The sequence below is a fragment of the Sphingobium sp. B8D3A genome, assembly GCF_025961995.1.
GTDB lineage: Bacteria > Pseudomonadota > Alphaproteobacteria > Sphingomonadales > Sphingomonadaceae > Sphingobium.
The window spans coordinates 1,511,504-1,537,104 of record NZ_JAOQOS010000001.1 but is presented as its reverse complement, the minus strand read 5'-3'; the positions used below and the strand labels follow the sequence as shown (position 1 = coordinate 1,537,104).

Sequence of the window (25,601 nt, the reverse complement as noted above, 5' to 3'; positions counted from 1 at the left end):
CTGGCACCTCGCCAGACCGCCGAATTCATCGGTATATTAAATGTTATTTGATTTTGTATAACTATATTGAGCCTTGTCGTCAAGGCGATCCTCGCGTTCCCAAGGCGGCGCGGCGCGCGGCTTTGCGCGCAGCATCGGGCGGTAATGCTGGAAATAGGCGAGCATCAGCAGCACGTTTACGCCCAATTCGGTCGGCCCGGTGAGCAGGCCACTAAGCCGCGCAGTGATGAAGGTGTTGAGATAGAACACCGTCATGCTCGTCGGCACTTCCAGCACGAGGGCCAGCGGAACGAAACGGTTGCTCAGCAGCATTACGCCGACAATGCCCTCCAACACCTTGACCGCCGGGAAAATGCCAGTCGCGAAGAGCGAGGCAAGGAACGGCCCCGCAATCGGATGCATGGGCGCCCCGGAGGGTTGCATGTCCGTGAACCAGAAGCGCAGGCACGACCAGAGCAGATGCCCGCCAAAGTAGATGCGCATCACATCGGTCGCCTGGTCAATCGTCCGCCAGTCGGCATGGCGGCGCGTGTTCGCCCAGGCCACCGCAACACCGGCCACCATCGGCAGGCCGAAGAAGATGAAGGAATCAAAGCTCAGCAGATTGAACGAAAAGCCCGCGATGCAGATCAGTATCGCCGCGACGATCTTTGCCTGGTGCCCCATCGATGCATCCCCTCCAGCGCAGGATCAGGCAGGGGGCACTTCGTACCCTCACGCCTTCAGCGCTGATGGTCATGCTAGGGCCATCCCCCGCATCGTGTCAACATTTTGAATTTAGTTTTGACTAACGATCTTACTTTTGAGCGCGAATTGATCTTCCAGCAGACGCGCCACCGGAACGCGCGCATACATAACTTGCCCTGCCGCGCCTGCCGGCCAGCCTGTCCAGGCGGCGTGAAACGCGTCGCTCCCGGCACCCAGACTGCTGATGAAGTCCCCGCCTGCGGAATAATCCTTCACCAGCGCGTCCGGCACGCGGGATGAGGCGGGCGAGACGCGCTGCACCGGCCCGAAGCGCTCTCCATCGGCAGACGCCGCGATGTAGAGGTCATAGCTGCCATCGGCATGATAGCCGCGCCAGAGCAGCCCCAGCACGCCGTCGCGCGTATAGGCCAGCGCCGGCCGCGACGACCGCACCACGCCTTCAGGCGCGACCGGGCCATCCAATGCCTGCCAGTGGGCGCCGCCATCCCGCGTGATGCGCACCGAGGGCGTCCCCGCCTTGTCGGACGCCAGCGCGAGCGCATATTGCCCCGCATGGACCGGATGCGCGGCGATCGGCGGATAATGGACCAGCCGGTCGAAATACTCGACCTGTGTTACGAGGTGCCGCTGCACCGTCGCGCCGCCGTCCGCGCTGGTGGCGAAGACCACGCACAAGCACTTGACGCCATCGACCGGCACAGCTTCCGCCAGATAGCTGTAGGCAAGCGTGCCGTGGGCGACGACATAATGCCCGTCCCAGCGCTGCGGCCAGCCGGGGGCACCAAAGGCGCGGATCGGCCCCCAGCTTTTGCCGCGATCCTTCGAGACGGTGTAGAAGCGCTGCGAGCGCAGCGCCTCACCCGGCGGGGCCGGATAGCCGCCGGAGAGGATGATTTCGACGCTCACCGCATCGATCACGCCGCGCCCGCCGTCCCATGGCACATGCGTCGCTTCGGCCGGGACCGTGGCATTGGCCTCGAACCGCGCCTCGTCCCCCGTCGCGATGCCGCTGTAGATCGAAGACCAATTGTGGCCCCAGTCGGTCGAAAGGCGCATCACCACCCGCCCTGACGCATGCTCGCCCTCCGGCGCGTTCTGCGGCAGCACGCCCGCCAGCGTCGCGCCGATCAGCAGTTCGCCCTGCGGACCAATGTCCACATAAGGCGAGTTGCACACGGGCGTGTCGGCCATCGCCCAGACCAGCGGCTGGGTATCGAAGCTGCGTCCGCCGTCCTTGGACAGCGAGAGGTGGCACTGCATGCCCCGCTCGCCGGCGGGTTCGCCTGGCCGGGTCATGGCCAGATCCCGCCATATGACCGCGACGCGCCGCGGGTTGGCGGGGTCGACTGCGATTTCCGGCACTGAGGCGGAAAAGGCCGCGCCGCCGGTGCTGAGTTGTTGGACCATCGGCCTCTGCGCCTCCGGTCGTGCCCCGGCAGGATGACAGCTCGCCACCAGTGCCACTGCTGCTAAGCCAGCAAGCGCCCGCACCCCGCCCTTACGCTGCGCCAAACCGACCATATCCACTCTCCCTCGACCAGCAAAAAGACCGATTTGGACGGCCTCTTTACAATCGATTGTATTCATGTGAGTCTAACAATTCCAGATGCCAATTTGCGATGCGGCACAAAAAACCAGACTAAATGAGAGGTTTATATGGGAGAATCATTCGCCAAACGCCCTGCGCACAGCCTGTGGTCGCGACTGGTGACGGTTACGGGCGCATCGGTCGTTGCGCTGGCTTTGCCGGCCGCCGCACCCGCGCAGACGGCTGACAAGCCGGACAGCAATCCAGTAAAGATCGATGCCGACGGCACAGTGCATGTGCCCGCGATGAGCGTGCCGGTTTCCAGTTTCCTGACCGATGAAGCCAAGGCCTATCTGGCCGAGCATCTGCACGACATGCAGGACCGTGAATCCAAGACGCTGCCTGAAAATGGCGTCCCCTTCTTCATGAAGCCCTATATGGCCTCGGCCAAGGCGATGTTCCCACTGGTCCGGCAGGAAACGACCATCGCAGGCGTGCCCGCCATCACTTACACCCCAACGCAAGGGGTCAAGCCGCAGAACCAGAAGCGCGTCCTGCTCAACCTGCATGGCGGCGGCTTCGGCGGCTGCTACCCCGGTTGCGCCGAGTTGGAATCGATGCCGATCGCGTCGCTCGGTGGCTATAAGGTCATCACCATCGATTATCGCCAGGCGCCGCAATATCGCTTCCCGGCTGCCAGCGAGGATGTCGCCAGCGTCTATCGCGAACTGCTCAAGAGCTACAAGCCGGCTGATATCGGCATCTATGGCTGCTCGGCGGGTGGCATGCTCGTTGGCATGGCGATGGCCTGGTTCGATAAGGAGAAGCTCCCCATGCCCGGCGCCATCGGCATTTTCTGTGCCGGCATGACGCTAGAGAAAGGCCCCGGCTTCGGCGGTGATGCGCATTATACCACCGCCGCCATCGGCGAGGCAAACCCGCCGGCGGAGCCGCCGCCGCCGCTCGGCAAGGGTCTGCCCCCGCTCCAATATCTCGAGAAGGTCGACATCAAGGACCCGCTGGCCGCACCGGCCAACTCGCTCGAACTGCTCGCCAAGTTCCCGCCGACGCTGTTCATCACCGGCACGCGGGCCTTTGAACTGAGCTCCGCAGTCTACTCACATGGCCAGATGGTGAAGGCCGGCGCCGATGCCGATCTGCATGTGTGGGACGGCCTGTTCCACGGCTTCTTCTACAATCCGGTCATCCCGGAATCGCAGGATGCCTACAAGGTTATCGTCAACTTCTTCGACAAGAAGCTCGGCAAGTAGCGGGTGGAATGCGGCGCAGCGGTCTGCCCTCTGCGCCGCATGTCAGTAAGGAGCCGGCGGCGGGCCAGCCTCCATGCCGGCGCCCACCCAGTCGAACCGGTCGTCATGATCCTTGGCGATGGGCACCGGCGCAAAGCTGCTGGCGGCGTTGATGTCTCCCCGGCCCGTATAGCGTGCCTGCACCGGGAACGGATAGGTTGGGCGGCGGCGGATCGTGCCATCCGCCAGAATGGCAGCGCCTTCCACCGCGCCCGGCGCCGCGCCCCGCTCTACCCAGTTGACCATTGGCCCGAGCAGGTCGTGCTGGTAGGCGATATAGCCGCCAGCGCAGTGATAGACGCCGGGGAACATGTAGACCCGCATGAACGGATCGGTCCCGGCAAAGCCGCCCATCGCGTTCCGGACGCGCTGATAGTAGTCCGGCAGTAGCCATGATCCTGCGGCATTGTCCGCCTCGCCCTGCCACATGATCAGCTTGCCACCGCGCGCCTTGAATGCCGCGAGATCGGGATTGCTGGCGTTATAATAGCCGCCCTTCTCGATCAGATCGGCCAGGGCCGCCGCATCGGGCTTCCATGTGCGCCAGTCGAAATCCTGATGGGCCTCGCCATTGTAGATCATGAACTTGATCTGGTTCGCCGCCAGTTGATAGCCGTCAGCCACGAAGCTGCCCGGCCCGGTCCACAGCAATTCGGAGCCGTAAGGCTCTCCGCCAAAGAACAAGGGCCGGCCCTGTGCATCCCTCGGCCCTTCGTAAAGCCGGTTCATCGTCTCGGCCTGTTGCGCCGTCACGCAATCGGTCCGCTGCCCCGGCTTGCAGACGAGGGTGCGCGGATCGAACCGGCAGCGACGAGGATTGTCGATCTGGCCATCCTTGAGGCCATCAAGGCCGTCGCATGCCGCCATCACTGCCCGATGAAGCAATTGGGTGGATTGCGGCGTCAGAATGGGCTGGCCATCCGCGCTCCTGGCCACCTGAGACTCATGAATGATGCGGACGACGCCCGGCGTGATCCACAAAGCGGGCGCGCCCGCGATGATGCCATCGAAATCATCAGGATAGCGCTGCGCTTCCATCATGGCTTCGCGCCCGCCATTGGAGCAGCCCATGAAGTAGGAGTAAGCCGGCTTGCGTCCATAGAAGCGGGCGATGATCTCCTTGGCGACACGCGCCGTCACATGCGCCGCCCGATAAGCGAAATCCGCCCGCAATTGCGGAGCATGAGCCGCCCACAACGTATCGCGCGCGTCCGGCCCGACATGGCCGCTATTGTTGAAGCTCACGGCAAATGCGCCGCTGAAGGCCGTCTGATTATCGCAGGACGGCGACACCGCCTGATAGATGACGCCACAGGCCCCGCCACAGCCACCCTGCAGGTAGCGACCGGTGTAGGTTTCTGTCGGCAGGTGCAGCTCGAACTGAATCTGCGGCGCGATCATGCCCTTGATGCGGCAGAAGGCCACGCCATTGTCGCGCGTCTCCAGCGTTGCGCTGCTGATCCGCGCCGGCGCGCCCTTAATGGTCAGCAGATCCTCGGCGGGCAAGGCGTCGCAGGCCATGACCGGCATCACGACCGGCCGCTCGGGCAGCGGCGTGAAATGGACCGGCGGCATCGGGGATTTCGCCGGTTGCGACTGAAGCGAGGCGCTGCTGACACAAGCGAGCATGGCACCCGCCGCGAGTCGTGCCAGCCGCTTGATCCAACCTGTCCGCATAAGCCTTCCCCTCTCTGCTACCTTCGCGTTCAGCGCGGTTTTATGGTCTGATCCGCTTCCCGCTCTCGCTGTGATAATGTCGGTCGATGAGGTCGAGCAGCACCGGTTCGCGCTCGCCGATCGGCGCCGCGCCCTCCGCGCCGAAGCGCAGCGCGACATGGACCGGCACGCCATGAGGCGGCCATTGCGGCAGACCGGCTCCGTTGGGATTGCCGGTGCGCGCGAAGTTCAGCCAATAGCCGCTCAGCAGCCGATGGATCATCTGCTCCTCGGCATCGAGCGTCCGCCCTGCGGGCTGATAATTGCCGAAAATATAGGCCAGTTCCGCGCCATGATGGGCCGTGCGGGGGCGCCCGGCCGGTTGGGGCGGCGCATAATCGAAGACATAGCGATAGACAGGCGCCCGGCCGGTCTTGGTCTGCAGGCCAGACCACATCGCGGCAGTGAAATTCCCCCATTCGACATTGGTCAGACGCCAGCGGGCATCGGTGGGATCGGCCTCCCCATCGGCACCGATCGCGGTGGCGATGGCCGGTGCCAGCGGACCATATTCGGCCTGCAGGCCGGCATTCAACGCCTCCCGGCTGATCTCCGGCGGGCGCCCGAATTCCTGCGTGGTGCCACCAATAATCATCGGCACATCATTCTGCGCCCCGGCCAGATAAATCTCGCGCACGCTGCGGGGCAGCAGCCAGCCATCGACATTGGGCTCATATTTCTGGTCGTCGCGGATCAGCAGCTTGTCCGTGGGCAGCTTGCGCAAGGCGGCGAGGCTGGTCACGCTGCGTTCTGCCATGAACGCTTTGCCCAGGGCCTCGGCCTCCCGCAGCGGCAAGGCCGCGCGCACGCCGAAGGACGAGCCGGATTCGCCGATGGCCTTGGCGAACAGCCCCCTGGCGAGCGGCGAGGCGGTGAGGATGTTCACTGTTTCGGAGCCGGAAGACTGGCCGAACACCGTCACATTCTGCGGATCGCCCCCGAAGGCGGCGATATTCTCCTGCACCCAGCGCAGCGCGGCAACGGCATCGAGAACCCCGTAATTGCCCGAAGCGCCCTGCGGTGATTCCGCGCTCAGCTCCGGCGTGGCGAGGAAGCCGAGCGCGCCCACCCGGTAGCCGAAGCTCACCAGCACCACGCCCTGCTGCGCCAGCGCGCGCCCGTCGAAGATCGGTAGCGCAGTCGATCCACCGCGAAAGCCGCCGCCATAGATCCACACCATCACGGGGCGCTTGGCCTGCGCGCCCATCTGCGGCGTCCAGACGTTGAGATAGAGGCAATCCTCGGACGTATCCTTGCGTGCCGGCAGGCCACCGGGGCAGGCTGGCGCAAAAACCGTCGCCTGCCGGGGCCGGGTCCAGCCCGCCGGCGCTGCAGGCGGCCGCCAGCGCAGCTCGCCGGTCGGCGCGGCGGCATAGGGCACGCCCTTGAACACCAGCACGTCATCATCGCGCGTACCGACAACGGGACCATAGGCCGTCTCGGCGCGCGGGGCCTCCGCCGAGCCCCCCTGCGCCTGAGCTGAAGCGGGCGCTGCCACGAGCGTGCCGGCCACCATCAGGGCTGCCATCAAGCGGCGTCTCCCGGCGATCTTCCTCATGCGATCAACCATTGGCCCGGCCCCCGCTCGCGCAATCATGGGTCGCGAAGAAGTCGAGCGTCTGCGGCAGATAGCGCACCCAGGCGTCGCCATGCGTGCCCTCGGGAATCAGTTCCATGCGCGCATCGACGCCGGCAGCTTTCAGGCGCTCCGTCAGGGTCTGCGTGTCGGATGCGTTCGCGCGATCATCCTTGCCGCCATGCACCAGCAGCACGCTAGAAATGGGCTTCAACTGCTCGACCGGATAGCCCGGCCAGGGCGGACCGCCGCTCGCAGAGATGGCGCACCAAAGCTGCGGATCGGTCTGGGCGAAATGCAGAACGCCGGTCATGCCCATGGAATTGCCCATCAGATACACGCGGCGCGGATCGATATTATAATCCTCCATGGTCTTGGCCAGCACGTTGCGCACATCCGCCTCAGCAAGCGCAGATTGTTGCTCCGGCGTCATCGTCGCTTTCTTCCCCATGTCAGGCAGCGCCGAGGGGAGCGGGAGATTGGCGCCATAATCGGCCATGCCATTATAGCCATTGGGCGAGACCACCACGAAGCCATGCTTTTCCGCCTCCCGCTGAAGCGCACCCCCGGCATCGTCAAAGGGGCCATTAGCCGTGCTGCCATAGCCATGCAGAATGAGCACCATCGGCCATTGCCGGTCTGCGCGCCAGTTTGATGGCAGAAAGACCCGGTACACGATCTCCTCACCCTTGGCCTGCGGCATGGCATAAGTGAGCTTGAGGTAGCCCGTCTGTACCGCGCTCGCACTCGCCGCGGCGGCATTGTTCTGCGCATCCGACGCGGCCCCGTTGCACCCGGCCAACAGCAAGCCCAGAGCACCGAGCGCGAAAAGCGCCTTGCCCCCGGAAAACCGCGCAGCTAGCTTGGCGTCAGGCCTGTGAAATGGGGGCATCATCGCTCTCCTCAATCCTCATCTTGCAATCCATTGCGAATCATCTTTATTCATGATCGTATAACAAAGCGAGATCGGCACCAGCGTTCTTCTGGATAAATTGACCGACCGCTGACCGGACAGGAGACGCCCTATGCCCAACCGCTCGATTTCGCTCTGGGCCTTCACGGCGGCGCTGGCCGGCCTGCTGTTCGGTTTCGACACCGCAGTGATTTCAGGCGCGGAAATGGCCATTCAGCGCACATGGTCGATGGGCAGCGCGATGCACGGCCTCGCCATATCCTCTGCCCTGTGGGGCACGGTGGTCGGCGCCTTGTTGGGCGCGGTCCCCAGCGATCGCTATGGCCGCAAACCGACACTGATCTGGATCGGCATCCTCTATCTGGTCTCCGCCATCGGATCGGCGCTGGCGTGGGACCCGTGGTCGTTCATGGCCTTCCGCATCATCGGCGGCCTCGCCATCGGCGCGTCGTCGATCGCCGCGCCCGCCTATATTTCGGAGATTGCCCCGCCGGCCTGGCGCGGCCGGCTCGGCATATTGTTCCAGACCATGATCGTGCTGGGCATTCTCATCGCCTATGTCTCCAACGCCCTCATCAGCGGCATGGGTGCGGCGGACTGGCGGATCATGCTCGCCATCCCGGCCATTCCCGCTGCGCTCTTCCTCCTCGCCACCGTCGTGCTGCCGGAGAGCCCGCGCTGGCTCCTGCTGCACAAGGGCAATGAAGCCGAGGCGCGGCGCGTGCTGGCCATGGCCGGCGGCGATATCGAGGCGATCCGCGCCACAGCCGACCCCGCTGGCGAAAGCCGGATGACGCTGCGCCGCTTCTTCGACGGGCATCTGCGCCGCCCGATCATGCTCGCCTTCCTCGTCGCCTTCTTCAACCAGCTCTCAGGCATCAACGCGATCATCTACTACGCCCCGCGCATCTTCGGCCTGACCGGCGCGGAGGCGAGCGCGACCCTGTACGCGACAGTGGGCGTCGGCGTGGTCAATCTGGTCTTCACGCTGGTCGGCATGGCGCTGATCGACAGTGCCGGGCGCCGGAAGCTGATGCTGATCGGCTCGGTCGGCTACATCGTCTCGCTGGCCATGGTCGCCTATGGCTTTGCCAGCGCGCATTATACGCTGGTGCCGGTCTTTATCTTCCTGTTCATCGCCGCCCATGCCATCGGCCAGGGCGCGATCATCTGGGTCTACATCTCGGAGATCTTCCCGAACAATGCCCGTGCGACGGGTCAGGCGCTCGGCACCGGCACGCATTGGGTGCTCGCCGCCGCCCTCACCCTGATCATGCCCGCCGTGCTCGCCAGCGTCGCGCCCGCGTGGATCTTCGGCTTCTTCGCCTTCATGATGGTGCTGCAACTGCTCTTCACCATGTTCATGATGGTCGAGACGCGCGGCCGCTCGCTGGAAGAGCTATCGGCGGATCTGGCGAGCGAGCCCGCCCGGCCCTGATCGCCGGACTACTTTCCGATCAGGCCGACAAACAGGTAGAAGTTATAGGCCTGCAGCGCGATGGCGAACCAGCCGAACGCATAGAAGGCGATCCGCAGCCAGCGCCGGCTTCTGGAACGAGCCTCGCGGGGCGATGGGGTCTGCACGGTCATAGCCCGGCCTCCTTCGGCGTCGCCTTCCAGGCAAGCATGGGACGATAATGTTCGAGGTAGCACCAGATCAGCCACAGATGGATCAGCAGCACGCACAGGCCGCCGATGATCATGTCGCCAATGGCGGCGAGCACCTGCGCATTGGTCACCGTGCCCTGTATCCAGCCCCAGATATCATCGAGGATCAGCGCATCGAGCATGAAGGTGCCGAAAATCACCGGGAAGGCGACCACCAGCATCAGCGGGACGCCCCGGTTGAAAACCAGCGACAGGCCCAGCAGGATTTCGACCACCTTGGCCATCTGGAACATCCAGCCGGTCCGGATCATCTCGGTGATGACCACATGTTTCATCGGTGCATCGAGCGGCATGTAGATGCTCGGCAGCGGCATGAAGCCGAAGAACCAGTTGAGGCCGCTCAGCAGGCTGAAGATGCCGAGCAGCATCCGCGCAGAAACCACCATTGGCTTGAACATACTGCCTTCTCCCGCTCCGCGACCCCACCCGAACGCGCCGATTCGAGTTGACAGCGCTCTTGTAACGCGCATGAATTGCTAGGCAATCATGTATTAGGATTTCGCATGACGCCGCAGACTCTGGGCCGGATGACGATCAGTCGTGTCATGGAAATGGAGTCGGCAATGCCGCTCGCGATGATCTTTCCGCAGGTGACGGCGGACGATCTCGCCGGCCTTGCCCAATGGTATCGCGATGACAGCCTGACCGGCGACCCGGCGGCCTCCCTCGTCACGCTCAGCATGCACAGCTTCGTCGTCCAGCTCGATGGCCAGAACATCGTGATCGACAGCTGCAACGGCAATTGCAAGACGCGCAGTGTGCCCGACATCCACATGCTCGACACGCCCTATCTCGAGAATCTGGCGAAGCTCGGCCTGCGCCCGCAGGATATTCACATGGTGCTCTGCACGCATCTGCACATGGACCATGTCGGCTGGAACACGCGGCTGGAGAATGGCCGCTGGGTACCCACCTTCCCCAATGCGCGCTACATCTTCGGCAAGCGCGATTATGATCATTGGTCCACCCAGCAGGATATTCCGCCCCATCGCGAGGCCTATGAGGATTCGGTCCTGCCGGTGGTGGAAGCCGGGCTGGCCGACATCGTCGATACCGACGATCCGCGCGCGGCGTTCAAGGAGATTGGCGATGGCGTATGGCTGGAGCCCGCCTATGGCCACTCGCCGGGCAGTTGCCTTGTCCACGCGCAGGGCGGCGGCGCGGCGGCGACATTCTGGGGCGACGTGATCCACCACCCTGTACAGCTCCTGCGGCCCGACCTGCAGCTGATGTTCGATGACGATGGCGACGCCGCTGCGCAGGTGCGCCAGTCGCTGCTCGCACGGCTGGCGGATACCGACACATTATGCTGCCCCGCGCATTTCAGGGGCAACTCCGTCGGTCATGTTCGCAGTGATGGCGACGCCTATCGCTACGATTTCGTCGGCTGATCGGCCTGTCGCCGGCTAGGCCGTAGGCGGCTTCATCGCGGCAATCCGGAACCGCCGGACCGAGACCAGCTCCAGCACGCCTGCTGCGACATAGGGATCAGCCTGCGCCGCCGCCTGCGCCGCGTCGAGATCGGCAGCCTCGATGATGACGACGCTACCAATGGGGCGCTCATCCTCGTCCAGCAAGGGGCCGGTCAGCGGCATGGCTGGCCCGAACCCCTTGCGATAGGCGATATGCTCGGGCCGCTTGGCCTCGCGAAGCTCGGCAGCGCCAAGCTCGCGATACTCGACCAGAAAATGCGCCATCAGGCTGCTGCGCCCACCGGCTGGAGATCATCGCCGAGCGGCTGGATGTCCTGCCACTTCTGCGTCGGCTCGAAGTTGAAGGTCTCGGCCGTGATCTGACCCCAGTCGAACTGACCCTGATCGGCTTCCGGCATCTCTCCGGTCTCCGCCAGCCGCCGCGCCGCCTTCAGCATCATGCGCCGGAACGCCACGACGGCCATGTCCGAGCGCCCGAGATGCTCTTTCGAGCGGTCGGCGATCTTGCCCATCGTCTCGCTCACGGCGTGATCCTGCAGCGCCACGCCGATGATGCCAGACATGTTCTGCGTCCGCATCATCTCGCGGTCCTGATTGTACCAGACCGACATGCCGTTGGTCTTGAAGAACTGTTCGTCATGCGGCGTGTTCGCCTCGCCCATGCGGTGTTCGCGGTCGATGGTCTGCCCGGGATCGTAGAAGAACTGGATGTGCCAGGTGGTATAATCGTCACGCGGCACGAAGGCATTGACCAGCCGGCGATTGCGGCGGAATTCCGGCGCCTTGGGGCCATCGGGCGGAATGAAGGTGTAGAAGGGCAGCGGCACCTGCGTCATGCGGCCCTGCTTCTGCTCGCCATCGTTGCGGACGGCGCAATAGCGCATGCCGTAGCGGGTATATTCGATCTCGAGCTTGGGCCGCAGATCCTTCTCGTGCGGCCATTTCGCCGGCTGATCCCAGGCGCTGTCGCGGTGCAGGATGCCCGCGTGCGAGCTGTCGACCGCGCCTTCCAGCGCTTGCGCGTAGTTGCACTCATAGATGACCTTGAAGGCCTCGCAGCTGCCCGGCGGCATATCGAACCAGGGGAAGTGCGGGAACACCGGCTCCTTCTCCTTCGGCCCCATATAGGTCCACACCATGCCGCCCGCGACGCGCGTGGGATAGGCCTTGACCCGCATTGCCTTGGCCAGCTTGGAATTTTCCGGCTCGGCCGGCGTATCGACACACTGGCCGGTCACATCGAACTTCCAGCCATGAAACAGGCAGCGCAGGCCGCACTCGCCGTTCACGCCCAGCGCCAGCGAGCTGCCGCGATGCGGGCAATGCTCATCCAGCAGGCCAATCCGCCCCTCGCTGTCCATGAAGGCGACCAGCTCTTCGCCGAGCAGCTTGATGCGCACCGGCTTGCCGTCTGCCTGCAACTCCTGAGTCAGCAGGGCCGGCATCCAGAAGCGGCGCATCAACTCGCCCATCGGCGTGCCGGGACCGATCCTGCAAAGCAGCTCGTTATCTTCGTGAGAGAGCATTTGACGCACCTGACATTGTTAGACAATAAGATATAAATATCGTGGCTCACCCGAAAAGTCACTACCCAAAAGTTGCCGGCATGCGCGCCGGCCCGATAAGGCGGAGCAGCCGCCGCACTGAACTGGAGATACTGCGTGGACCTGGACGATATTCTGCCGGTGGAGAACTTCTCGGACCTGACGATCCAGACGCTGGCCGACCGGCTACAGCGCAGCAGCGGCGCCGAACAATGCATCTACCGCGAGAGCGAGCTGGACGAACTCTGGCGGCTGATCGACATTGCCCTCAAGGCCGGCGGCGACACGCATTATGATTCCGAGCAGCTTCATCATCTGCGCGATCTGGTCCACCGCGCCCATGATCTGGTCGGCATGGAAGACCGCCCCCGGGAGGCGGCGGAAGTGCTGCGGGAAGCGTTGCTGCGGTAGAACGCCGCACCCTTAGGCCGGGAACGGCCGGCTGGCCTTGCGGGTTCTTTGGCCATGAACAGCGCCAAACTCATTCTGCTGATTCCCGCCTTCTCGCTCGCTGCCTGCGGCGGTGCGCCGACGGGAGAAAATCAGACCATCGGTCCGTCCAACGCGGCCAGTCCGGCAGCGATCAACGCGGGAGGTCCAACCGAGCCTCCGGCCGCCGACGAAGCAGGTGCGGCCAGCAACCGCGCCGCCGGGCCCGACTTCACCCCGCCGATGCTGACACCGGAAGCGGAACGCACCGTGAAAGGCGCGCGCAACGTGCTGATCTCCTTCGCGCGCGCGATCGAGCAGCGCGCGTTCGATCAGGCCTGGGCGTTGCTCGCGCCAGCGGACAAGGAAAAGTGGAGTAAGAGCGCGTTCGCGGCGCTCTTTGCCGACCTCTCCAATATCATGGTCGCAATGCCGGACGGCACGATGGAGGGGGCGGCGGGCTCCAGCTACTACACGGCGCCCGTCACGATCACCGGCAAGGATCGCGATGGGCGACCAGTGCGCATGGAAGGCGAAGCCGTGCTGCGGCGGGTCAATGATGTGGATGGCGCGACGCCCGCGCAATTGCGCTGGCATTTCCAGAGCCTGACGCTCGACTGGACGCACTGAGGCTAGGCGGGCGGCGCCGGCCGCCCTCGCCCGGGGTTACTTCCAGTAAACGAACCCCATCGCATTGCCCGTCCCGGCCTCGCTGCGATAGCAGGGCACATAATCGAGCACATGGCCCTTCAGCCCAAGCTGCGCCATCGCGCCGGCCACCGGCACCCAGTTCTTCATCTCGGACGTGCCATCGCGGAACGTCTCTTCGCCCATGTTGAAGACCGGACCGAAATCCTTGCTTTCCAGTGCGTTGAGAAACGTCTTGTCCACCGTTTCGTCAATGACGAAATGGGTCAGCCCGCCACTGGCGATCAGCGCGACGCGCTTGTTGCTGTCCCAGCCGCGGATCGCCTCCAGCAGGGACTGGCCGAACTTGTAGCAGCGCCGCACGCTCGGCTGGTTTGGTGGGAAGAAGGTGTTTACCGTGACCATCACGCTCGGACAGGGCCGGTCGCGCATGATGCGGCGATAGACAAACCCCCAGGCGTGGGGCGCCTCCGGGCGCGGCATGGCAGACATTGCCGCGACGTCGAACTCGTCCGCCATTGCCTGCTCGATGATCTTGAGCGCCAGGTCCGGGCAGCCGGGATAATCTGCGCCGCCAGCGGGAATATAGCCCTTGAGCGATGGCGCAATGCCCGGCGGCAGTTCGCTCAGCCGCTCCGGCGTGAACTCGTAATTGGTGATCGTGTCGCCATAATGCACCGCGAAGGCGGGGTTGAGCGTCTTGCGAAAGATCTCGTCCTGATCGTTGCCGACGATCACGGCCACGTCCACCCGTGCCTCCTCGAACAGGTCGGCCAGCGCCTCGATATTCTGCTGGCAACGCGCCTGCCGCTCGTCCCACACGGATTTAACGGTCTGCTCGCCGAGCCGCTCCCCGGCCCGTGCTTCCACTAGCTCATCGAAGGTCCAGGTGCCGCCCTTCCACGCATGCTTGTTGGCCTTGTCGGCGGGAACGCGCAGGCCCCAGCTCTCGGTTTCGGTGACCAGCATCGGGCCATGGCTCGTGCCGATACCAAGAACGATCTCTGCCATGCTCTGCTCTCCTGCCGATGCTCTTTTGTGGTCGTTACACGGACGGGCAACGTGAGGTGTTGATGTCCGCTTCATTATCGGATACCTGTTTGTATAACAATCCTGCATCGCGGGTCAATCGCGGGCAGAAGGTGCTGCGGCGCTCAATGAGCCGACGGACGCCCCGAAGATGAACGCAATGGAGGAAGGATGACGAACATGGCGAGCCAGGCAAGCGCGGACGTTGCGACGTTGGATATTGCGGGCCGTTACCCGGTCGTCGAATCCAGTGCGGATGCGATTGCGCGCATTCGGGCGCTGCTCCCGCAGATCGCGGCGGCGGATGCCGAGTCGGAGAGCGCCCGACGCCTCTCCCCGCATGTGGTCGATGCCATCCGCCAGACGGGCCTGTTCGGCATCGTCATGCCGCGCAACCTTGGCGGATCGGAGCTGGGCTTTGCCGATCTGGTGCGTGTCACGGCAGAGATCGGCACTATGTCTGGCTCGGCGGCCTGGATTTTCGGCGTACTGGCCGGGCATAGCTGGCTCATCAACCTCTTCCCCGAGCAGGCGCAGCGCGAGGTGATGGACGATCCCACCACACTCATCGGCACCGTCTTCCGCCTCGGTGGCGAGGTCGTGGAGGAAAATGGCGGCTACCGGCTGACAGGCGGCGCCGGGCGCTTCTGCTCCGGCATCGATTATGCGAGCTGGGTGATCATCGGCAATGCCGTGAAGAAGGCGGATGGCCGCATGGAGCCGCGCTTCTTCGTCCTGCCCAAGTCCGAGATCGAAATCGTCGACGACTGGTTCACCATGGGTATGCGCGCGACGGGCAGCCGCTCGATCAAGATCGACAGCGCCTTCATCCCCGCCCATCGCAGTTGCAGCCTGGCCGACATGCTGGCCGGTTCCACTCCCGGTGCCCGGGTGCATGAGGGCGCGGTCTACCGTATGCCCTTCTCCAACATCGCACCCTTCTCCATCGTCGGCGCGCCACTCGGCATGGCGCGGGGCATGGTGCAGCGCTTTGCGGCGGATATCGGCAAGCGCCTGGACGGCGCCGATCCGTTGGAAGTCGCCGAGCAATCCGCCACCTTCGCTCGCATCGCGGAGATTGGCGCCGAGGTCGACGCTGCCCTGGCGCTGATCCTGGAGGACGCCCGCATGGTGGATGAGGCACGCGACCCCGCGGAGATCACGCCGCTGCTGGGCGCGCAAATCTCGCGCAACTGGGCCTGGGGCGTGCAGCGCGCACGCCATGCCGCGAACCGGATCTTCGAGGCATCGGGCGGCAGCGCCATCTATGATGGCAGCGCCATGCAGCGCCTGTTCCGCGACATGAACTCCGGCGCGCAGCACTTCGCCTTCACCTGGGATCGGGCGATGACCGGCTATGGCCGCGCCGCCGCCGGACTCAAGGCTGGGGCTTTCGCCATTCCCAAGGGGAAGTGAGTCACGAGGGGCTGACGGAAATCAGGGGAGGACGCGGCATGAGGAGCGTGATCGAAAAATACGGTGTCGTCTTCTGCCGCTATTATCTCGGCGGCTTCAACCTCGTTTCCGGCCTCAACTACTTCATCCTCTTCTGGCCCCAGCCCAAGATGGGCGCGGCGGCCGGCAATGCGTTCGTGCTCGCCGCCACCGATCTCAACCTGTTCACCTATGCCAAGATCATCGAGCTGACCGCCGGCGCCTGCCTGCTGCTCAACCGCTTCGTACCGCTTGCGCTGACGCTTCTGATGCCGGTGACGCTGATGATCTTCCTCACCAATGTCCCGTGGGTACCCCTGCCCCACATCCAGCTCTCGGTGACGCGCAATCTGGTCATGCACCTCATCTTGCTCGCGGCTTATGCCAACTACTTCCTGCCGCTGCTCAAGGCGAAGACCGCGCCGCAGCCGATCTGGAAGCGGCCCTCCCGGCTGATGCGGGCACTTTAAGCAGGGATCGACAGGCGAATGGCGAACTTCAGCTTCAAACTCGACGGCCAAGTCGACATGATGAGCCTCAATCCACTCGAAATGACAAATTTTGAGATGGTCGGCGCGCTCTTCGGCATTATGGGCATATTGATCACCCTGTACCTCAGCCGAAAGGCCGCCGCCCGGCAACGCCCCCATGAGTTCATTCCGCAAGAAACAGACGAAGACGCCATCGGCTAGCCGGCCACTGCGCGAGCGGACAGACCGGGCTTGAAGCGGTTTCTGTCCCTGAAGAGTCGCGGCGCGATCCTCATTGCGTCGACCGCCATGTTCATGGTCCAGCTCGATGCGTCCGTGCTGGCAGTCGCGATCCCGGAGATTTCCACCGACTTTGGCCTGCCTGCCATCGAACTCAGCCTCGCCATCACCATCTACCTCACCATGCAGATTGCGCTGCTGCCGATCAGCGGATGGGCGGCCGAGCGCTTTGGCCCGAAGACCGTGTTCATGATCGCGACGGCGGGCTTTGCCTTCTTCTCCATCTGCTGTGCCGCCGCCCCCTCCTTCTGGCCGTTCATTGCCGCGCGCGCCCTGCAGGGGGCGACGGCCTCCCTGATGACCCCCGTCGCCCGGCTGCTGCTGTTACGGCAGACCAGCAAGGAGGAACTGGTCGATGCGATGGCGATCGTGGCGATGCCCATGCTCATCGCGCCGACGCTCGGTCCCTCGATTGGCGGATTCATCGTGCAATATGCGCGCTGGGAGTTCATCTTCCTGCTGAACATCCCCGTCACCATTGCTCTTCTGCTCGCGGCATGGCGCACCATCCCGCCCAGCGCGCCCGATGCCTCCAGACGATTGGATGTGATCGGCGCCGCGCTGCTGGGCGGATCGCTCGTTTGCCTGCTCACCGGCTTCGACCGGCTGGCCAGCGGCGTCGGTCGCCCATTGCCTTGGATGTTGCTCGCGGTCGGCACGGTCCTGTGCCTTGCCGGACTGAAGCATATTCGCACCCATCCGGACCCGGTGCTGAAGCTCGATGCCCTCAAGGACCCAAGCTTCCGGACGACGGTGATCGGCGCGGGTGCCATCGTCCGCATCCCGGCGCGCGCGATGCTCTTCGGCCTGCCGCTCATGTTCCAGATGGCCTATGGCTTCACGCCCATTCTGGCCGGCGTCATGCTCATGGCGCTCAATGGCGGCGACCTGCTGGCCAAGCTCTTCATTCGCCCCTTGTTCGACCGTTTCGGCTTCTCGGGACCGGTGATGCTTTCGAGCTTTGCAGGGCTGGCCGCGATCGCCGTGGTCGCCCTGGCCGATCAGGGGCCGTGGCTTGCTGCCCTGATCTTCGTGGCGCTGCTCGTCGCCGGACTGGCCCGCTCGGTGCTGTTCACCGGCATGACCTCGCTCACCTATGTCAGTCTGGACAAGGACACGATGACGCAGGGCAATGTGCTCGCCAGCATTTCCATGCAATTGTTCGCGGCGCTGGCGGTCTCACTCACGGCGCTGCTGCTCGGCCTCCTGACACAATTTGCCGGCCATCCAGAGCCGGGGTTGATGGAGTATCGGGGTGCCATGCTGGCCGTCGCGCTGATCGGGTTCGTCGCGACCCTGCTCATGCACCGGCGCATCCCCCGCCATTTGAGCCAACTCGCCGTGCGGGACGAAGACTGATGCCCCGACTAGAATCGCCTAACATTTTACGCTAACGATATCGGCCAACCCCCGGCGATGATAGCCTGTGAGGATATGCCGTGCTCCTGATCGATGCCCATTGCCACGTCTCGCCCCTGTGGTTCGAGCCGGTCGAAACCCTGCTCTTCCAGATGGACCGCCACAATGTCGCGCAGGCGGTGCTGACGCAGATCCTTGGGCAATTCGACAATCGCTATCAGCGCGATTGCGTTGCGCGCTATCCGGATCGCTTCGTCAGCGTCGGCGCCATCGATCCGGCTGCGCCTGACGCGGCGAACCAGCTCGGTGCGCTGGCGGATGACGGCATGGCTGGCGTTCGCTTACGGCCCGATGCCCGCACTCCGGGTGACGACCCACTCGCCATCTGGCGGGCTTCGGAGCGGCACGGCCTCGTCATCAGTTGCGGCGGGCCGAGCGCGCAGTTTGTATCGCCCGCGTTCGCCGATCTCATCGGCAGCGTCCCGAATTTGCCCATCGTGCTGGAGCATCTGGCCGGCTGGGTCAGACCCGATTGCGACCGAAAGCCCGAGACCTGGACGGCACTGCTCGCGCTCGCGCGCTTCCCCAATATCACGGTCAAGATCCCCGCGCTGGGGCAGCTGATTGCGCGCCCCGTCGGCCAGCCTCTGCCTGCATCCGGGCCTGTGCTCGACCCGGCGGGCAGCGCACCGCTGATCGAGCTGCTCGATGCCTTCGGGCCAGACCGGCTGATGTGGGGCAGCGATTTCCCCGTCGTCTCCTCGCGCGAGGGCTATGCCAATGCGCTCGGCTGGACGCGCGATGTGTTCGAGCAGCACCACCCCGCCAGCGTCGCGGCAATCTTCGGTGGCAATGCCGGCAGAATATTCTTCCAGCGCAAGGCTTGAAGACTGGAATAGATTGTTATACAAAACGATATATTCTATTGCTGGAGCACATCCCATGGCAGAGGCTGCCAAATCCACGATCATCTGCATTTCCGCGAACGGAAAGACGAGCTCCGCCAGCCGAAGCGCCGCAAACCGGATGCTGATCGCCACCGCGGACGGCGTGGTGGATTTTCGCCGGGACAATCTTGATGCGCCTTGGACCCGGCAGCCCGATATGCTGCTCCCCGGCCATCATGTCAGCGCGCTCGTCTATGACGAGGTGACGGACATGCTGTTCGCCGGCCTGCATTATGAGGGCGGCCTGATGGTCAGTTCTGACCATGGCAAGAGCTGGGAAGCGCGCAACAACGGCCTGCAATCCGGCCATGTCTACAGCCTGCTCGTGCAGCACGATGGCGACCGGACAATCCTCAATGTCGGTACCGAGCCGGTTATGTTCTACCGCAGCTTCGATCTGGGGCAGAGCTGGACCGCTTATCCCGGCTGCACGCAGGTCGAGGGCACCGAGCACTGGTTCTTCCCTCGCTCCCAGCCCCATGTGAAGCATATCGCAGCCCATCCGTCCGAGCCGGACACGATCTACATCTGCGTGGAGCAGGGCGACCTGCTGCGCACCGAAGATGGCGGGGAAAGCTGGACGTCGCTCAACTCCATGGAGCGCCCGGACGACAAGTTCCGCCGCGACCAGCACCGGGTGACCTTCTATCGCGACAACGCTGCCGAGATTTTCCTCACCACCGGCATCGGCCTGTACCATACGGCGGACCGTGGCGAGACCTGGGAGCGCCTGACCGACACCAGCCACCCCTGCGCCTATCCGGACCCGCTGTTCGTGCATCCCCGCAAGGAGCTTATGTTCATGGTCGGCGCCGGCATGAACCCCAATCCCAATTGGGGCGCGGAAGGCACGGCCTATCCCAAGTTCATGATCAGCACGGACCATGGCAAGACCTGGCAGACCAGCATGGTCGGCATGGCCGATCCGATCGCCGGCAATCTGGAAGTCGCGGCGATGCACGATTCTGCCGAGGGCGGGGTGGAGCTCTTCGCCGGCTCTGCCTGCGGAGAGCTGTACGCAAGCCGGGACGAGGCGCAGAGCTGGCAGCGCATTGCCGACGGGCTTCCGGCTATGTCCAAGGGGCCGCACTTCCGCCACTTCCTGCCGCCGGATGAACGCGCGGCTTATGAAGAAAAGCTGCGCGCGCTCAACGCGTTCGCCTGAGCAAGAACGGTCGATCGTCAGCGGGCGACAGACCCGCTGGCGGCTTTCAAGGGGGGAATGGTCTTGGACAGGCTTCAATCGTCGGCTTCGCGCATTGAATGCGCTCGGATGCCGCGGCCTGATCATGATGCGGCGGCGCGCGGCGCCGGTCCCTCGTCTCACTGACGGGTGCAATTTCGCTCATGATCGACTGCCACGCCCATCTTGTCTCCGATGACAAGACCACCTACCCGCCGGCACCGCCGGGCGGTCTGCTGCCCCCGATGGCGTTCGACAACCTCATGACGGCCGAGACGCTGCTGGAGGAGATGGACAAGGCCGGCGTCGAGCGGGCCGTGCTCGTGCAGCGCGGATCGATCTACGGGTTCGACAGTCGCTATGTCTGCGACAGCGCCGCACGCTATCCGCAACGCTTCGCCGCCGTCTGCTCCATCGACGCCACGCATAGAGATTGTGGGGAGGCCGTGCGATATTGGGTCGGCGAGCATGGCGCCGTCGGCATTCGGCTGATGGAACTCATCAAGGGCTCGGACATCGCCTGGCTGGATAGTCCGGTGGCGCGCGACGCCTGGCAAGCCGCCGCCACGCTCGACGTGCCGGTCTGCGTCCATTTCTTCCCGTGGAATCGCGACATCGGGCTGGCGCATCTGGAGCGGATATTGCGCGAGGTGCCTGGCCTGACAGTCGTCATCGACCATCTCAGTTCCATTCAGAGCGATGCCGGCGGCCCGGACCATGGCATCGATGATCGCCTGCGGTCGATCGCGCAGTTCGGCAATGTCGTCGTCAAGTTCACGACCATTCCGTTGGGGCGGCTGGACAAGGCGGGGATCGACCCCTGCCCCGTCATCGAGCGCGTGTGCGATCTGTTCGGCGCGGAGCGGATGATCTGGGGATCGGACATCACCCAATCGCCCGGCAGCTATGATTATATGGCCGCGCTCGGTCGCGCAGCCGTGCGCAATCTCACGGCCGCGCAGCAGGAGATGATCCTGGGCGGAACGGCGATGCGCGTTTACGGCAAGAGCTGGGGCAAGGCCTGAGCGCAACGGGCCTTCGCGACGAGAATTGGAGGGGAATGATGGAATCCGTGTCTCGTGCTGCCGTGAAGATCGATATCGAACGATCTGAAATCAGGGAATTTCCGTTCCCGTCCCTCGGCGACAATGATGGCCTGCTGAAAGTCGAGGCCTCGGGCGTCGGCGGCAGTGACCCCGAGATGTACCGGCGGGAAAACACGGCGCCGTGCATCATGGGGCATGAGAATGTCGGCACCGTCGCCCGCATCGGCGGCGCTGCGGCACAGCGCTGGGGCCTGCGCGCCGGCGACCGCATCGCCTTGCACGAATATCTCCCCTGCTGGCATTGCCATTGGTGCCGGCAGGGCGATTTCCGCCTGTGCATGGAGGCCGACTTCTTCAACGTGAAGGATCGGTTCAACACCCTGCGCTACGGCACCTGCAATGCGGACATTCCGCCGCATCTATGGGGTGGTTTCTCGGAATATATGTACCTCGCGCCCAATGCCGTCATCCACAAGATCCCGGCAGACATGGATGCCCGGCTGGCGACGCTGGCCGTACCGCTCGGCAATGGTGTGCAATGGGCAGTGCTGGATGGCGGTGCGGGACTGGGCAAGACCGTGCTGGTCTTCGGCCCCGGCCAGCAGGGCCTCAGTTGCGCGCTCGCCGCCAAGCAGGCGGGCGCGCTCACCGTCATCATCGCCGGCATGACGCGCGACCGCGCCCGGCTGGATCTCTCGCTCAGCCTCGGTGCCGATATCGCCGTGGACGTGCAGCAGGAGGATCTTGCCGCAGTGGTCATGCGGGCGACCGGCGGCATGGGCGTGGATGTGGTGGTGGATACCACTGGCGACCCCGATGGAAAGATTGCCGAGCAGGCGATAGCGTTGTCGGCCAAGGGCGCCTGGCTCAGCCTCAATGGCCTCAGCGCCTCGGTGCCGCTGGGCGAGATCAAGAAGCGCTATCTCACCGTGCGCGCACCACGGGGCCATAACTATCGCGCGGTGCAGATGGCGCTCGACATTCTTGCCAGCGGCAAGTGGCCGGCGGAAAAACTGTGCAGCCACGATTTTCCGCTGGAGCAGGTGCATGAGGCGATCCTCGCCACCGCCGGGCGCGGGATCGAGGGGGCCATTCACGTCACCGTCTCCCCGCGCAAGAGGTGATCGCAGCCCCCTCCCCGCCTCCCGCCCTGCCTATTGCCTCGCCCGCCAAAATCCTCTTCCATGGCGCACTGCCACCAGCCGCAAGGAGCACATATTTGGCCACGCAGATCGACATGGGGGACTCCCTGCCCAATGTGGTGGCGGATGAACTGCGGGCGCTGATCGTGCGGGGCACGTTGCTGCCGGGCGAACATCTCGGACAGACCCAGCTTGCCGACCGGTTCGGGCGCAGCAAGGTGCCCATTCGCGAGGCGCTCAAGCTGCTGGCGGCAGAAGGCTTCCTGCGCCACGACCATAACAGGGGCTATTTCGTGGCGCCGCTGGAGCTGGAGGAAGCCCGCCAGCTCTACAAGCTGCGCCGGTGGCTGGAAGCGGAACTGCTCGCCACGGCGGTCTGGCCGACCGACGCGCAAATCGCCGAATTCCGCCGCCAGTTCGATGCGCTGGATGCCATGGATCAGGTGAGCGATTTCACCAATTGGGCGCTGGCGCTGGAAAATCTGCGTCTCGCCCTCTTCGCTTTATCACCCGAGCGCATCCTGCTGCGCGAAGCGACCCGGCTCTGGCGGCTGACCGACCGCTATCGCTCGCTCATGCCGCGCACGATGGGCGAGAGCCCCGAGCGCAAGCTGATCGACGCCCTTGCCGCGCGGGACCGTGACGCGCTGCTCGCCGATTATATGCAGGCCCGCGCCAAGATCGAAGGTGCGCTGGAGCAGGTCTTCCAGCACGGCCGCTAGGGCCAATCGACACTCAGCCCTGCACGCGTGTCTGAAGGCTGTGATATTTGAACTGGGCGCGGGCCTCATCGAGGCGCATGCCGGTGCGGCAGGCGGCGCGGATGCTCTCCTCGGCGGCGTGGATCTCCTCGGCGGCGGCGAGGACGGCCTCCTCATGCGCCTGCGGGATGACGATCACGCCATCGGGATCGCCGCGCAATATGTCGCCGGGGGCGACGCGGGCGCCGCCGATGTTGACCGGGCAGTTGGTGACTTCCACCTGCACCCGGTCCTTGCCGGTGCGCATCCAGTGGCCCTTGCTGAACACCGGGTAGCCGAGCGCGCGGCAGAGCGAGACATCGCGGCTGATGCCATCGATGACGGTGCCGGCAAGACCACGGCGATGAGCGATCTCGGTGAGGATGTCGCCCCAGATGGTGGCATCCTCGCGGCCGCCATTGTCGATGACCACGACATGGCCGGGCGGGACGTCATCGATATAATCGCCGACCGTGCCAGGCGGCGTCGAGGCGGGGCCGCAGAGCATGGTGTAGGCGCGGCCGGCCATGCGGAAATCTGGGTCGCGGCCGGCGATCTTATAGCACTGACCGACGATGCCGAGCCGGTCGAGCGCGTCGCTCAAGGTGGCGGTGTCGAGCGCGGCGGCGCGGGTGACGTTGCTGTCGTCGGTCATTGTTGGTCGCCCTTGAGCATATATTCGTAGTTCGCGCCGAGCACAAAGCTGGCGCTCTCACCGGTGGCGAGGCGGCGGGTCATCTCGCCCTCGCGGCGGACGATATCCTCCGCGGCATCGAGCACGCGGGCGATGTCGGCTGGCGCGATGAACACCGCCGCGCTGGAATCGCAGATCACGTAGAAACCGGGCTCGACGGTGAAGTCGCCTACGGTGACGGGCACGTCGGTGGCATCCTCATAGACGCGGTTGCGCGCGGTGCGGGCGGTGTAGCCGCGGCAGAAGACCGGAAAGCCGATCTCGCGCGCCTCATCGACATCGCGGGCCAGGCCTTCGCAGATCACCCCGGCGACGCCCCTGTGCTGTGCCCCGCGCGACAGGATGCCGCCCCAGCAGCCGGCATCGATGCCGGTGCGCTGCTCGACAACGATCACATCGTCCGGTCCGCTCGCATCGATGGCGGCAGCGCCCAGATGCACCGGGGGACGGTCGGCGGGCGCGTTGCCAGCCTTGAGCTTCACGGTGTGCACGCGCCCGGCGATGCGGCGGCCCGGCGAGGCCGAACGCAGCCCGGTCACGCAGCCGGCGAGGCCCAGCTTGTCCAGCGTGTCCGACACCGCGCAGGCATCTAGCTGGCGCAGCCGCGCGACATAAGGATAGCCCGCGCTCATGCTGGCGGCAGGTCCAGCTTGAAGAGGCGCGCGGCGTTGCCGAACATGATCTGGTCCTTCTCCGCCTGGCTCAGCCAGTCGAAGCCGGTGATGAACGGGGCAATGTCATCCAGCGTCTTGCCAGTCGCGGGGTCGACGGCAGAGCCGACGCCGGGGCATTCCGCGCCGAACAGGCAATTGTCGGCGCCGACGGTCTTGATCAACAGCCGCAGCGCTTCCTCGGAATAGAGCACGGTATCATAATAGATGTGCCGCATCTTATCGAGGAACTCCTCGCCCTTGCGCAGGCCGGACGCCCGGAAGCGACCGACATGATAGGGGATCGCGCCGCCGCCATGGCTGCACACGATCTTGAGGCTGGGGAAGTCCTTGAAGACGTCGCTCTCCAACAGGCCATAGACGGCCATCGTCTCTTCCAGCAGGAAGTTGAGCGTGTACGGCGCGCGGCGGCTGCGCGACCCGGCGGAGTGGATGTGTGCCGGCACGTCCAGCTCGCACAGCTTCTCGTACAGCGGATACCAATAGCGGTCGCCCATCGCCGGCGGCTCGGTGCCACTATTCTCATAGGGATCGGGGTTGAGCAGGCAGCCCTTGAAGCCCAGCGTTTTCACACAGCGCTCAAGCTCGGGCAGAACGTTCTCGATTGGCTCGCCGGCGACTTGCGGCAGACCGCAGATGGGCGCGAAGCGGTCCGGCAGAAGCTGGCACTGCCGCGCGATGATGTTGTTGGTGGCTTCGGTAAACCAGTGGACCAGAAAACCCGGCTTTTCCGAATGCATCATCTGAAACGGGCGCGGGCTGAGCAGCTGATAATTGGTGCCGACCCGGTCGAGCATGTCGAGATGGCCGCAGGGCGCCATCTCCTTCTTGTTGGTGTAGGCGAGAATTTCCTCATCCGTGAGGTCCGGGAACTTCTTGCCGTGCTCGCCGCGATGCGAGAGCAGCATCGACTTGTAAATCCACAGTTCCGCCGGCGCACTCACATGGCCATGACAATCGACAATCATCGCAAAATCCCCACCCGCAGCTGGTTATCAGATCATAGGTATACATTTTTGTATACCTATCCTGAATTTCCGGTCAAGCGGGTGGAGGGTGTTTGTCGGCCAAAAGCCTCGCGCGACCGGCCCGGGATTCCTAGCGCGTGAAAAT

27 protein-coding genes are annotated in these 25,601 nt (G+C 64.5%); 14 read left to right on the top strand and 13 right to left on the bottom strand.

The features are described 5' to 3' along the window. Positions 1–36: 36 nt before the first annotated feature. A complete protein-coding gene (locus M2342_RS07015; RefSeq protein WP_264578561.1) occupies positions 37–666 on the bottom strand; it encodes a hypothetical protein in 630 nt (209 codons plus the stop codon). Between the two features lie 111 nt (positions 667–777). Then, positions 778–2,115: a sialidase family protein gene (locus M2342_RS07010; protein ID WP_264578560.1), complete on the bottom strand. Its 1,338-nt coding sequence runs from the start codon at positions 2,113–2,115 to the stop codon at positions 778–780. Positions 2,116–2,364: 249 nt separating this feature from the next. Between M2342_RS07010 and M2342_RS07005 the strand changes: the two genes are divergently transcribed. Next, positions 2,365–3,507: an alpha/beta hydrolase gene (locus M2342_RS07005; RefSeq protein WP_264578559.1), complete on the top strand. Its 1,143-nt coding sequence runs from the start codon at positions 2,365–2,367 to the stop codon at positions 3,505–3,507. Positions 3,508–3,549: 42 nt separating this feature from the next. On the opposite strand, the gene M2342_RS07000 is transcribed toward M2342_RS07005, so the two are convergent. The 3 genes from M2342_RS07000 to M2342_RS06990 are packed head-to-tail and all read right to left on the bottom strand — an operon-like array spanning position 3,550 to position 7,730. Further along, on the bottom strand, positions 3,550–5,223 hold the full coding sequence (locus tag M2342_RS07000) for a tannase/feruloyl esterase family alpha/beta hydrolase (RefSeq protein ID WP_264578558.1): 1,674 nt from the start codon (positions 5,221–5,223) through the stop codon (positions 3,550–3,552). Between the two features lie 40 nt (positions 5,224–5,263). Then, entirely contained in the window at positions 5,264–6,790 is a 1,527-nt protein-coding gene (locus M2342_RS06995; protein WP_264578557.1) for a carboxylesterase/lipase family protein, read from the bottom strand. Positions 6,791–6,824: 34 nt separating this feature from the next. Next, the gene (locus M2342_RS06990) at positions 6,825–7,730 is read right to left on the bottom strand and encodes a dienelactone hydrolase family protein (protein ID WP_264578556.1); all 906 of its coding nucleotides are present in this window, start codon (positions 7,728–7,730) and stop codon (positions 6,825–6,827) included. A 133-nt stretch (positions 7,731–7,863) separates the two neighbouring features. Here M2342_RS06990 and M2342_RS06985 point away from each other — a divergent pair, with 133 nt between their 5' ends. Further along, the gene (locus M2342_RS06985) at positions 7,864–9,189 is read left to right on the top strand and encodes a sugar porter family MFS transporter (protein WP_264578555.1); all 1,326 of its coding nucleotides are present in this window, start codon (positions 7,864–7,866) and stop codon (positions 9,187–9,189) included. 8 nt (positions 9,190–9,197) lie between these two features. Here M2342_RS06985 and M2342_RS06980 read toward each other — a convergent pair whose 3' ends face one another. Together M2342_RS06980 and M2342_RS06975 are read right to left on the bottom strand one after the other, a co-directional pair. After that, positions 9,198–9,341 carry a hypothetical protein gene (locus M2342_RS06980; RefSeq protein WP_264578554.1) on the bottom strand — a complete coding sequence of 48 codons (144 nt, stop codon included), beginning with the start codon at positions 9,339–9,341 and terminating at the stop codon, positions 9,198–9,200. Next, entirely contained in the window at positions 9,338–9,817 is a 480-nt protein-coding gene (locus tag M2342_RS06975) for a hypothetical protein (RefSeq protein WP_264578553.1), read from the bottom strand. Before M2342_RS06975 ends, M2342_RS06980 begins: the two co-directional genes overlap by 4 nt. A gap of 105 nt (positions 9,818–9,922) precedes the next feature. Here M2342_RS06975 and M2342_RS06970 point away from each other — a divergent pair, with 105 nt between their 5' ends. Further along, entirely contained in the window at positions 9,923–10,810 is an 888-nt protein-coding gene (locus M2342_RS06970; protein WP_264578552.1) for an MBL fold metallo-hydrolase, read from the top strand. Between the two features lie 15 nt (positions 10,811–10,825). Here the strand turns inward: M2342_RS06970 and M2342_RS06965 are convergent, their stop codons facing one another. Further along, the gene (locus tag M2342_RS06965) at positions 10,826–11,116 is read right to left on the bottom strand and encodes a YciI family protein (RefSeq protein WP_181560117.1); all 291 of its coding nucleotides are present in this window, start codon (positions 11,114–11,116) and stop codon (positions 10,826–10,828) included. Next, positions 11,116–12,378: a Rieske 2Fe-2S domain-containing protein gene (locus M2342_RS06960; RefSeq protein WP_181560118.1), complete on the bottom strand. Its 1,263-nt coding sequence runs from the start codon at positions 12,376–12,378 to the stop codon at positions 11,116–11,118. Before M2342_RS06960 ends, M2342_RS06965 begins: the two co-directional genes overlap by 1 nt. 135 nt (positions 12,379–12,513) lie before the next feature. On the opposite strand from M2342_RS06960, the gene M2342_RS06955 reads away from it, so the two are divergent. After that, positions 12,514–12,807: a hypothetical protein gene (locus M2342_RS06955; RefSeq protein WP_181560119.1), complete on the top strand. Its 294-nt coding sequence runs from the start codon at positions 12,514–12,516 to the stop codon at positions 12,805–12,807. A 54-nt stretch (positions 12,808–12,861) separates the two neighbouring features. Further along, positions 12,862–13,455, top strand: a complete 594-nt coding sequence (locus M2342_RS06950; RefSeq protein WP_264578551.1) for a hypothetical protein — start codon at positions 12,862–12,864, stop codon at positions 13,453–13,455. Positions 13,456–13,491: 36 nt separating this feature from the next. Here M2342_RS06950 and M2342_RS06945 read toward each other — a convergent pair whose 3' ends face one another. Beyond that, a complete protein-coding gene (locus tag M2342_RS06945) occupies positions 13,492–14,484 on the bottom strand; it encodes a protocatechuate 3,4-dioxygenase (RefSeq protein WP_264578550.1) in 993 nt (330 codons plus the stop codon). Between the two features lie 198 nt (positions 14,485–14,682). Here M2342_RS06945 and M2342_RS06940 point away from each other — a divergent pair, with 198 nt between their 5' ends. The 9 genes from M2342_RS06940 to M2342_RS06900 all read left to right on the top strand — a co-directional run bounded on the left by M2342_RS06940 (position 14,683) and on the right by M2342_RS06900 (position 23,105). Then, positions 14,683–15,918, top strand: coding sequence for an acyl-CoA dehydrogenase family protein (locus tag M2342_RS06940; RefSeq protein ID WP_264573191.1), 1,236 nt, complete (start codon positions 14,683–14,685; stop codon positions 15,916–15,918). A gap of 38 nt (positions 15,919–15,956) precedes the next feature. Further along, positions 15,957–16,406 carry a hypothetical protein gene (locus tag M2342_RS06935; protein ID WP_264570790.1) on the top strand — a complete coding sequence of 150 codons (450 nt, stop codon included), beginning with the start codon at positions 15,957–15,959 and terminating at the stop codon, positions 16,404–16,406. Positions 16,407–16,424: 18 nt separating this feature from the next. Next, the gene (locus M2342_RS06930; RefSeq protein WP_264578549.1) at positions 16,425–16,628 is read left to right on the top strand and encodes a hypothetical protein; all 204 of its coding nucleotides are present in this window, start codon (positions 16,425–16,427) and stop codon (positions 16,626–16,628) included. A gap of 30 nt (positions 16,629–16,658) precedes the next feature. Then, the gene (locus tag M2342_RS06925) at positions 16,659–18,065 is read left to right on the top strand and encodes an MFS transporter (protein WP_264578548.1); all 1,407 of its coding nucleotides are present in this window, start codon (positions 16,659–16,661) and stop codon (positions 18,063–18,065) included. Positions 18,066–18,145: 80 nt separating this feature from the next. Beyond that, positions 18,146–18,952, top strand: coding sequence for an amidohydrolase family protein (locus M2342_RS06920; RefSeq protein ID WP_264578547.1), 807 nt, complete (start codon positions 18,146–18,148; stop codon positions 18,950–18,952). 55 nt (positions 18,953–19,007) lie between these two features. Further along, positions 19,008–20,177, top strand: a complete 1,170-nt coding sequence (locus M2342_RS06915; protein WP_264578546.1) for a WD40/YVTN/BNR-like repeat-containing protein — start codon at positions 19,008–19,010, stop codon at positions 20,175–20,177. A gap of 182 nt (positions 20,178–20,359) precedes the next feature. Beyond that, positions 20,360–21,220, top strand: coding sequence for an amidohydrolase family protein (locus tag M2342_RS06910; RefSeq protein ID WP_264578545.1), 861 nt, complete (start codon positions 20,360–20,362; stop codon positions 21,218–21,220). Positions 21,221–21,258: 38 nt separating this feature from the next. Further along, on the top strand, positions 21,259–22,365 hold the full coding sequence (locus tag M2342_RS06905; RefSeq protein ID WP_264578544.1) for a zinc-dependent alcohol dehydrogenase: 1,107 nt from the start codon (positions 21,259–21,261) through the stop codon (positions 22,363–22,365). Positions 22,366–22,460: 95 nt separating this feature from the next. Further along, entirely contained in the window at positions 22,461–23,105 is a 645-nt protein-coding gene (locus M2342_RS06900; protein WP_220128545.1) for a GntR family transcriptional regulator, read from the top strand. A 13-nt stretch (positions 23,106–23,118) separates the two neighbouring features. On the opposite strand, the gene M2342_RS06895 is transcribed toward M2342_RS06900, so the two are convergent. From M2342_RS06895 to M2342_RS06885, 3 genes are read right to left on the bottom strand one after another with little or no spacing between them, the layout of a single operon-like run. Continuing rightward, positions 23,119–23,778, bottom strand: a complete 660-nt coding sequence (locus M2342_RS06895) for an RraA family protein (protein WP_264578543.1) — start codon at positions 23,776–23,778, stop codon at positions 23,119–23,121. Further along, positions 23,775–24,449, bottom strand: a complete 675-nt coding sequence (locus M2342_RS06890) for an RraA family protein (protein ID WP_264578542.1) — start codon at positions 24,447–24,449, stop codon at positions 23,775–23,777. Before M2342_RS06890 ends, M2342_RS06895 begins: the two co-directional genes overlap by 4 nt. Then, positions 24,446–25,456, bottom strand: a complete 1,011-nt coding sequence (locus M2342_RS06885; RefSeq protein ID WP_264578541.1) for an amidohydrolase family protein — start codon at positions 25,454–25,456, stop codon at positions 24,446–24,448. Before M2342_RS06885 ends, M2342_RS06890 begins: the two co-directional genes overlap by 4 nt. Positions 25,457–25,601 lie beyond the last annotated feature (145 nt).

What these genes read in the sequence shown, in the direction of transcription:
- M2342_RS06965 (WP_181560117.1), bottom strand. Translation starts at nt 11,116, where the DNA reads ATGGCGCATTTTCTGGTCGAGTATCGCGAGCTTGGCGCTGCCGAGCTT.
- M2342_RS06985 (WP_264578555.1), top strand. Translation starts at nt 7,864, where the DNA reads ATGCCCAACCGCTCGATTTCGCTCTGGGCCTTCACGGCGGCGCTGGCC.
- M2342_RS06990 (WP_264578556.1), bottom strand. Translation starts at nt 7,730, where the DNA reads ATGCCCCCATTTCACAGGCCTGACGCCAAGCTAGCTGCGCGGTTTTCC.
- M2342_RS06940 (WP_264573191.1), top strand. Translation starts at nt 14,683, where the DNA reads ATGGCGAGCCAGGCAAGCGCGGACGTTGCGACGTTGGATATTGCGGGC.
- M2342_RS06915 (WP_264578546.1), top strand. Translation starts at nt 19,008, where the DNA reads ATGGCAGAGGCTGCCAAATCCACGATCATCTGCATTTCCGCGAACGGA.
- M2342_RS07000 (WP_264578558.1), bottom strand. Translation starts at nt 5,223, where the DNA reads ATGCGGACAGGTTGGATCAAGCGGCTGGCACGACTCGCGGCGGGTGCC.
- M2342_RS06995 (WP_264578557.1), bottom strand. Translation starts at nt 6,790, where the DNA reads ATGGCAGCCCTGATGGTGGCCGGCACGCTCGTGGCAGCGCCCGCTTCA.
- M2342_RS06960 (WP_181560118.1), bottom strand. Translation starts at nt 12,378, where the DNA reads ATGCTCTCTCACGAAGATAACGAGCTGCTTTGCAGGATCGGTCCCGGC.
- M2342_RS06980 (WP_264578554.1), bottom strand. Translation starts at nt 9,341, where the DNA reads ATGACCGTGCAGACCCCATCGCCCCGCGAGGCTCGTTCCAGAAGCCGG.
- M2342_RS06905 (WP_264578544.1), top strand. Translation starts at nt 21,259, where the DNA reads ATGGAATCCGTGTCTCGTGCTGCCGTGAAGATCGATATCGAACGATCT.
- M2342_RS07005 (WP_264578559.1), top strand. Translation starts at nt 2,365, where the DNA reads ATGGGAGAATCATTCGCCAAACGCCCTGCGCACAGCCTGTGGTCGCGA.
- M2342_RS06935 (WP_264570790.1), top strand. Translation starts at nt 15,957, where the DNA reads ATGAGGAGCGTGATCGAAAAATACGGTGTCGTCTTCTGCCGCTATTAT.
- M2342_RS06975 (WP_264578553.1), bottom strand. Translation starts at nt 9,817, where the DNA reads ATGTTCAAGCCAATGGTGGTTTCTGCGCGGATGCTGCTCGGCATCTTC.
- M2342_RS07015 (WP_264578561.1), bottom strand. Translation starts at nt 666, where the DNA reads ATGGGGCACCAGGCAAAGATCGTCGCGGCGATACTGATCTGCATCGCG.
- M2342_RS06945 (WP_264578550.1), bottom strand. Translation starts at nt 14,484, where the DNA reads ATGGCAGAGATCGTTCTTGGTATCGGCACGAGCCATGGCCCGATGCTG.
- M2342_RS06970 (WP_264578552.1), top strand. Translation starts at nt 9,923, where the DNA reads ATGACGCCGCAGACTCTGGGCCGGATGACGATCAGTCGTGTCATGGAA.
- M2342_RS06890 (WP_264578542.1), bottom strand. Translation starts at nt 24,449, where the DNA reads ATGAGCGCGGGCTATCCTTATGTCGCGCGGCTGCGCCAGCTAGATGCC.
- M2342_RS07010 (WP_264578560.1), bottom strand. Translation starts at nt 2,115, where the DNA reads ATGGTCCAACAACTCAGCACCGGCGGCGCGGCCTTTTCCGCCTCAGTG.
- M2342_RS06930 (WP_264578549.1), top strand. Translation starts at nt 16,425, where the DNA reads ATGGCGAACTTCAGCTTCAAACTCGACGGCCAAGTCGACATGATGAGC.
- M2342_RS06895 (WP_264578543.1), bottom strand. Translation starts at nt 23,778, where the DNA reads ATGACCGACGACAGCAACGTCACCCGCGCCGCCGCGCTCGACACCGCC.
- M2342_RS06910 (WP_264578545.1), top strand. Translation starts at nt 20,360, where the DNA reads ATGATCGACTGCCACGCCCATCTTGTCTCCGATGACAAGACCACCTAC.
- M2342_RS06885 (WP_264578541.1), bottom strand. Translation starts at nt 25,456, where the DNA reads ATGATTGTCGATTGTCATGGCCATGTGAGTGCGCCGGCGGAACTGTGG.
- M2342_RS06950 (WP_264578551.1), top strand. Translation starts at nt 12,862, where the DNA reads ATGAACAGCGCCAAACTCATTCTGCTGATTCCCGCCTTCTCGCTCGCT.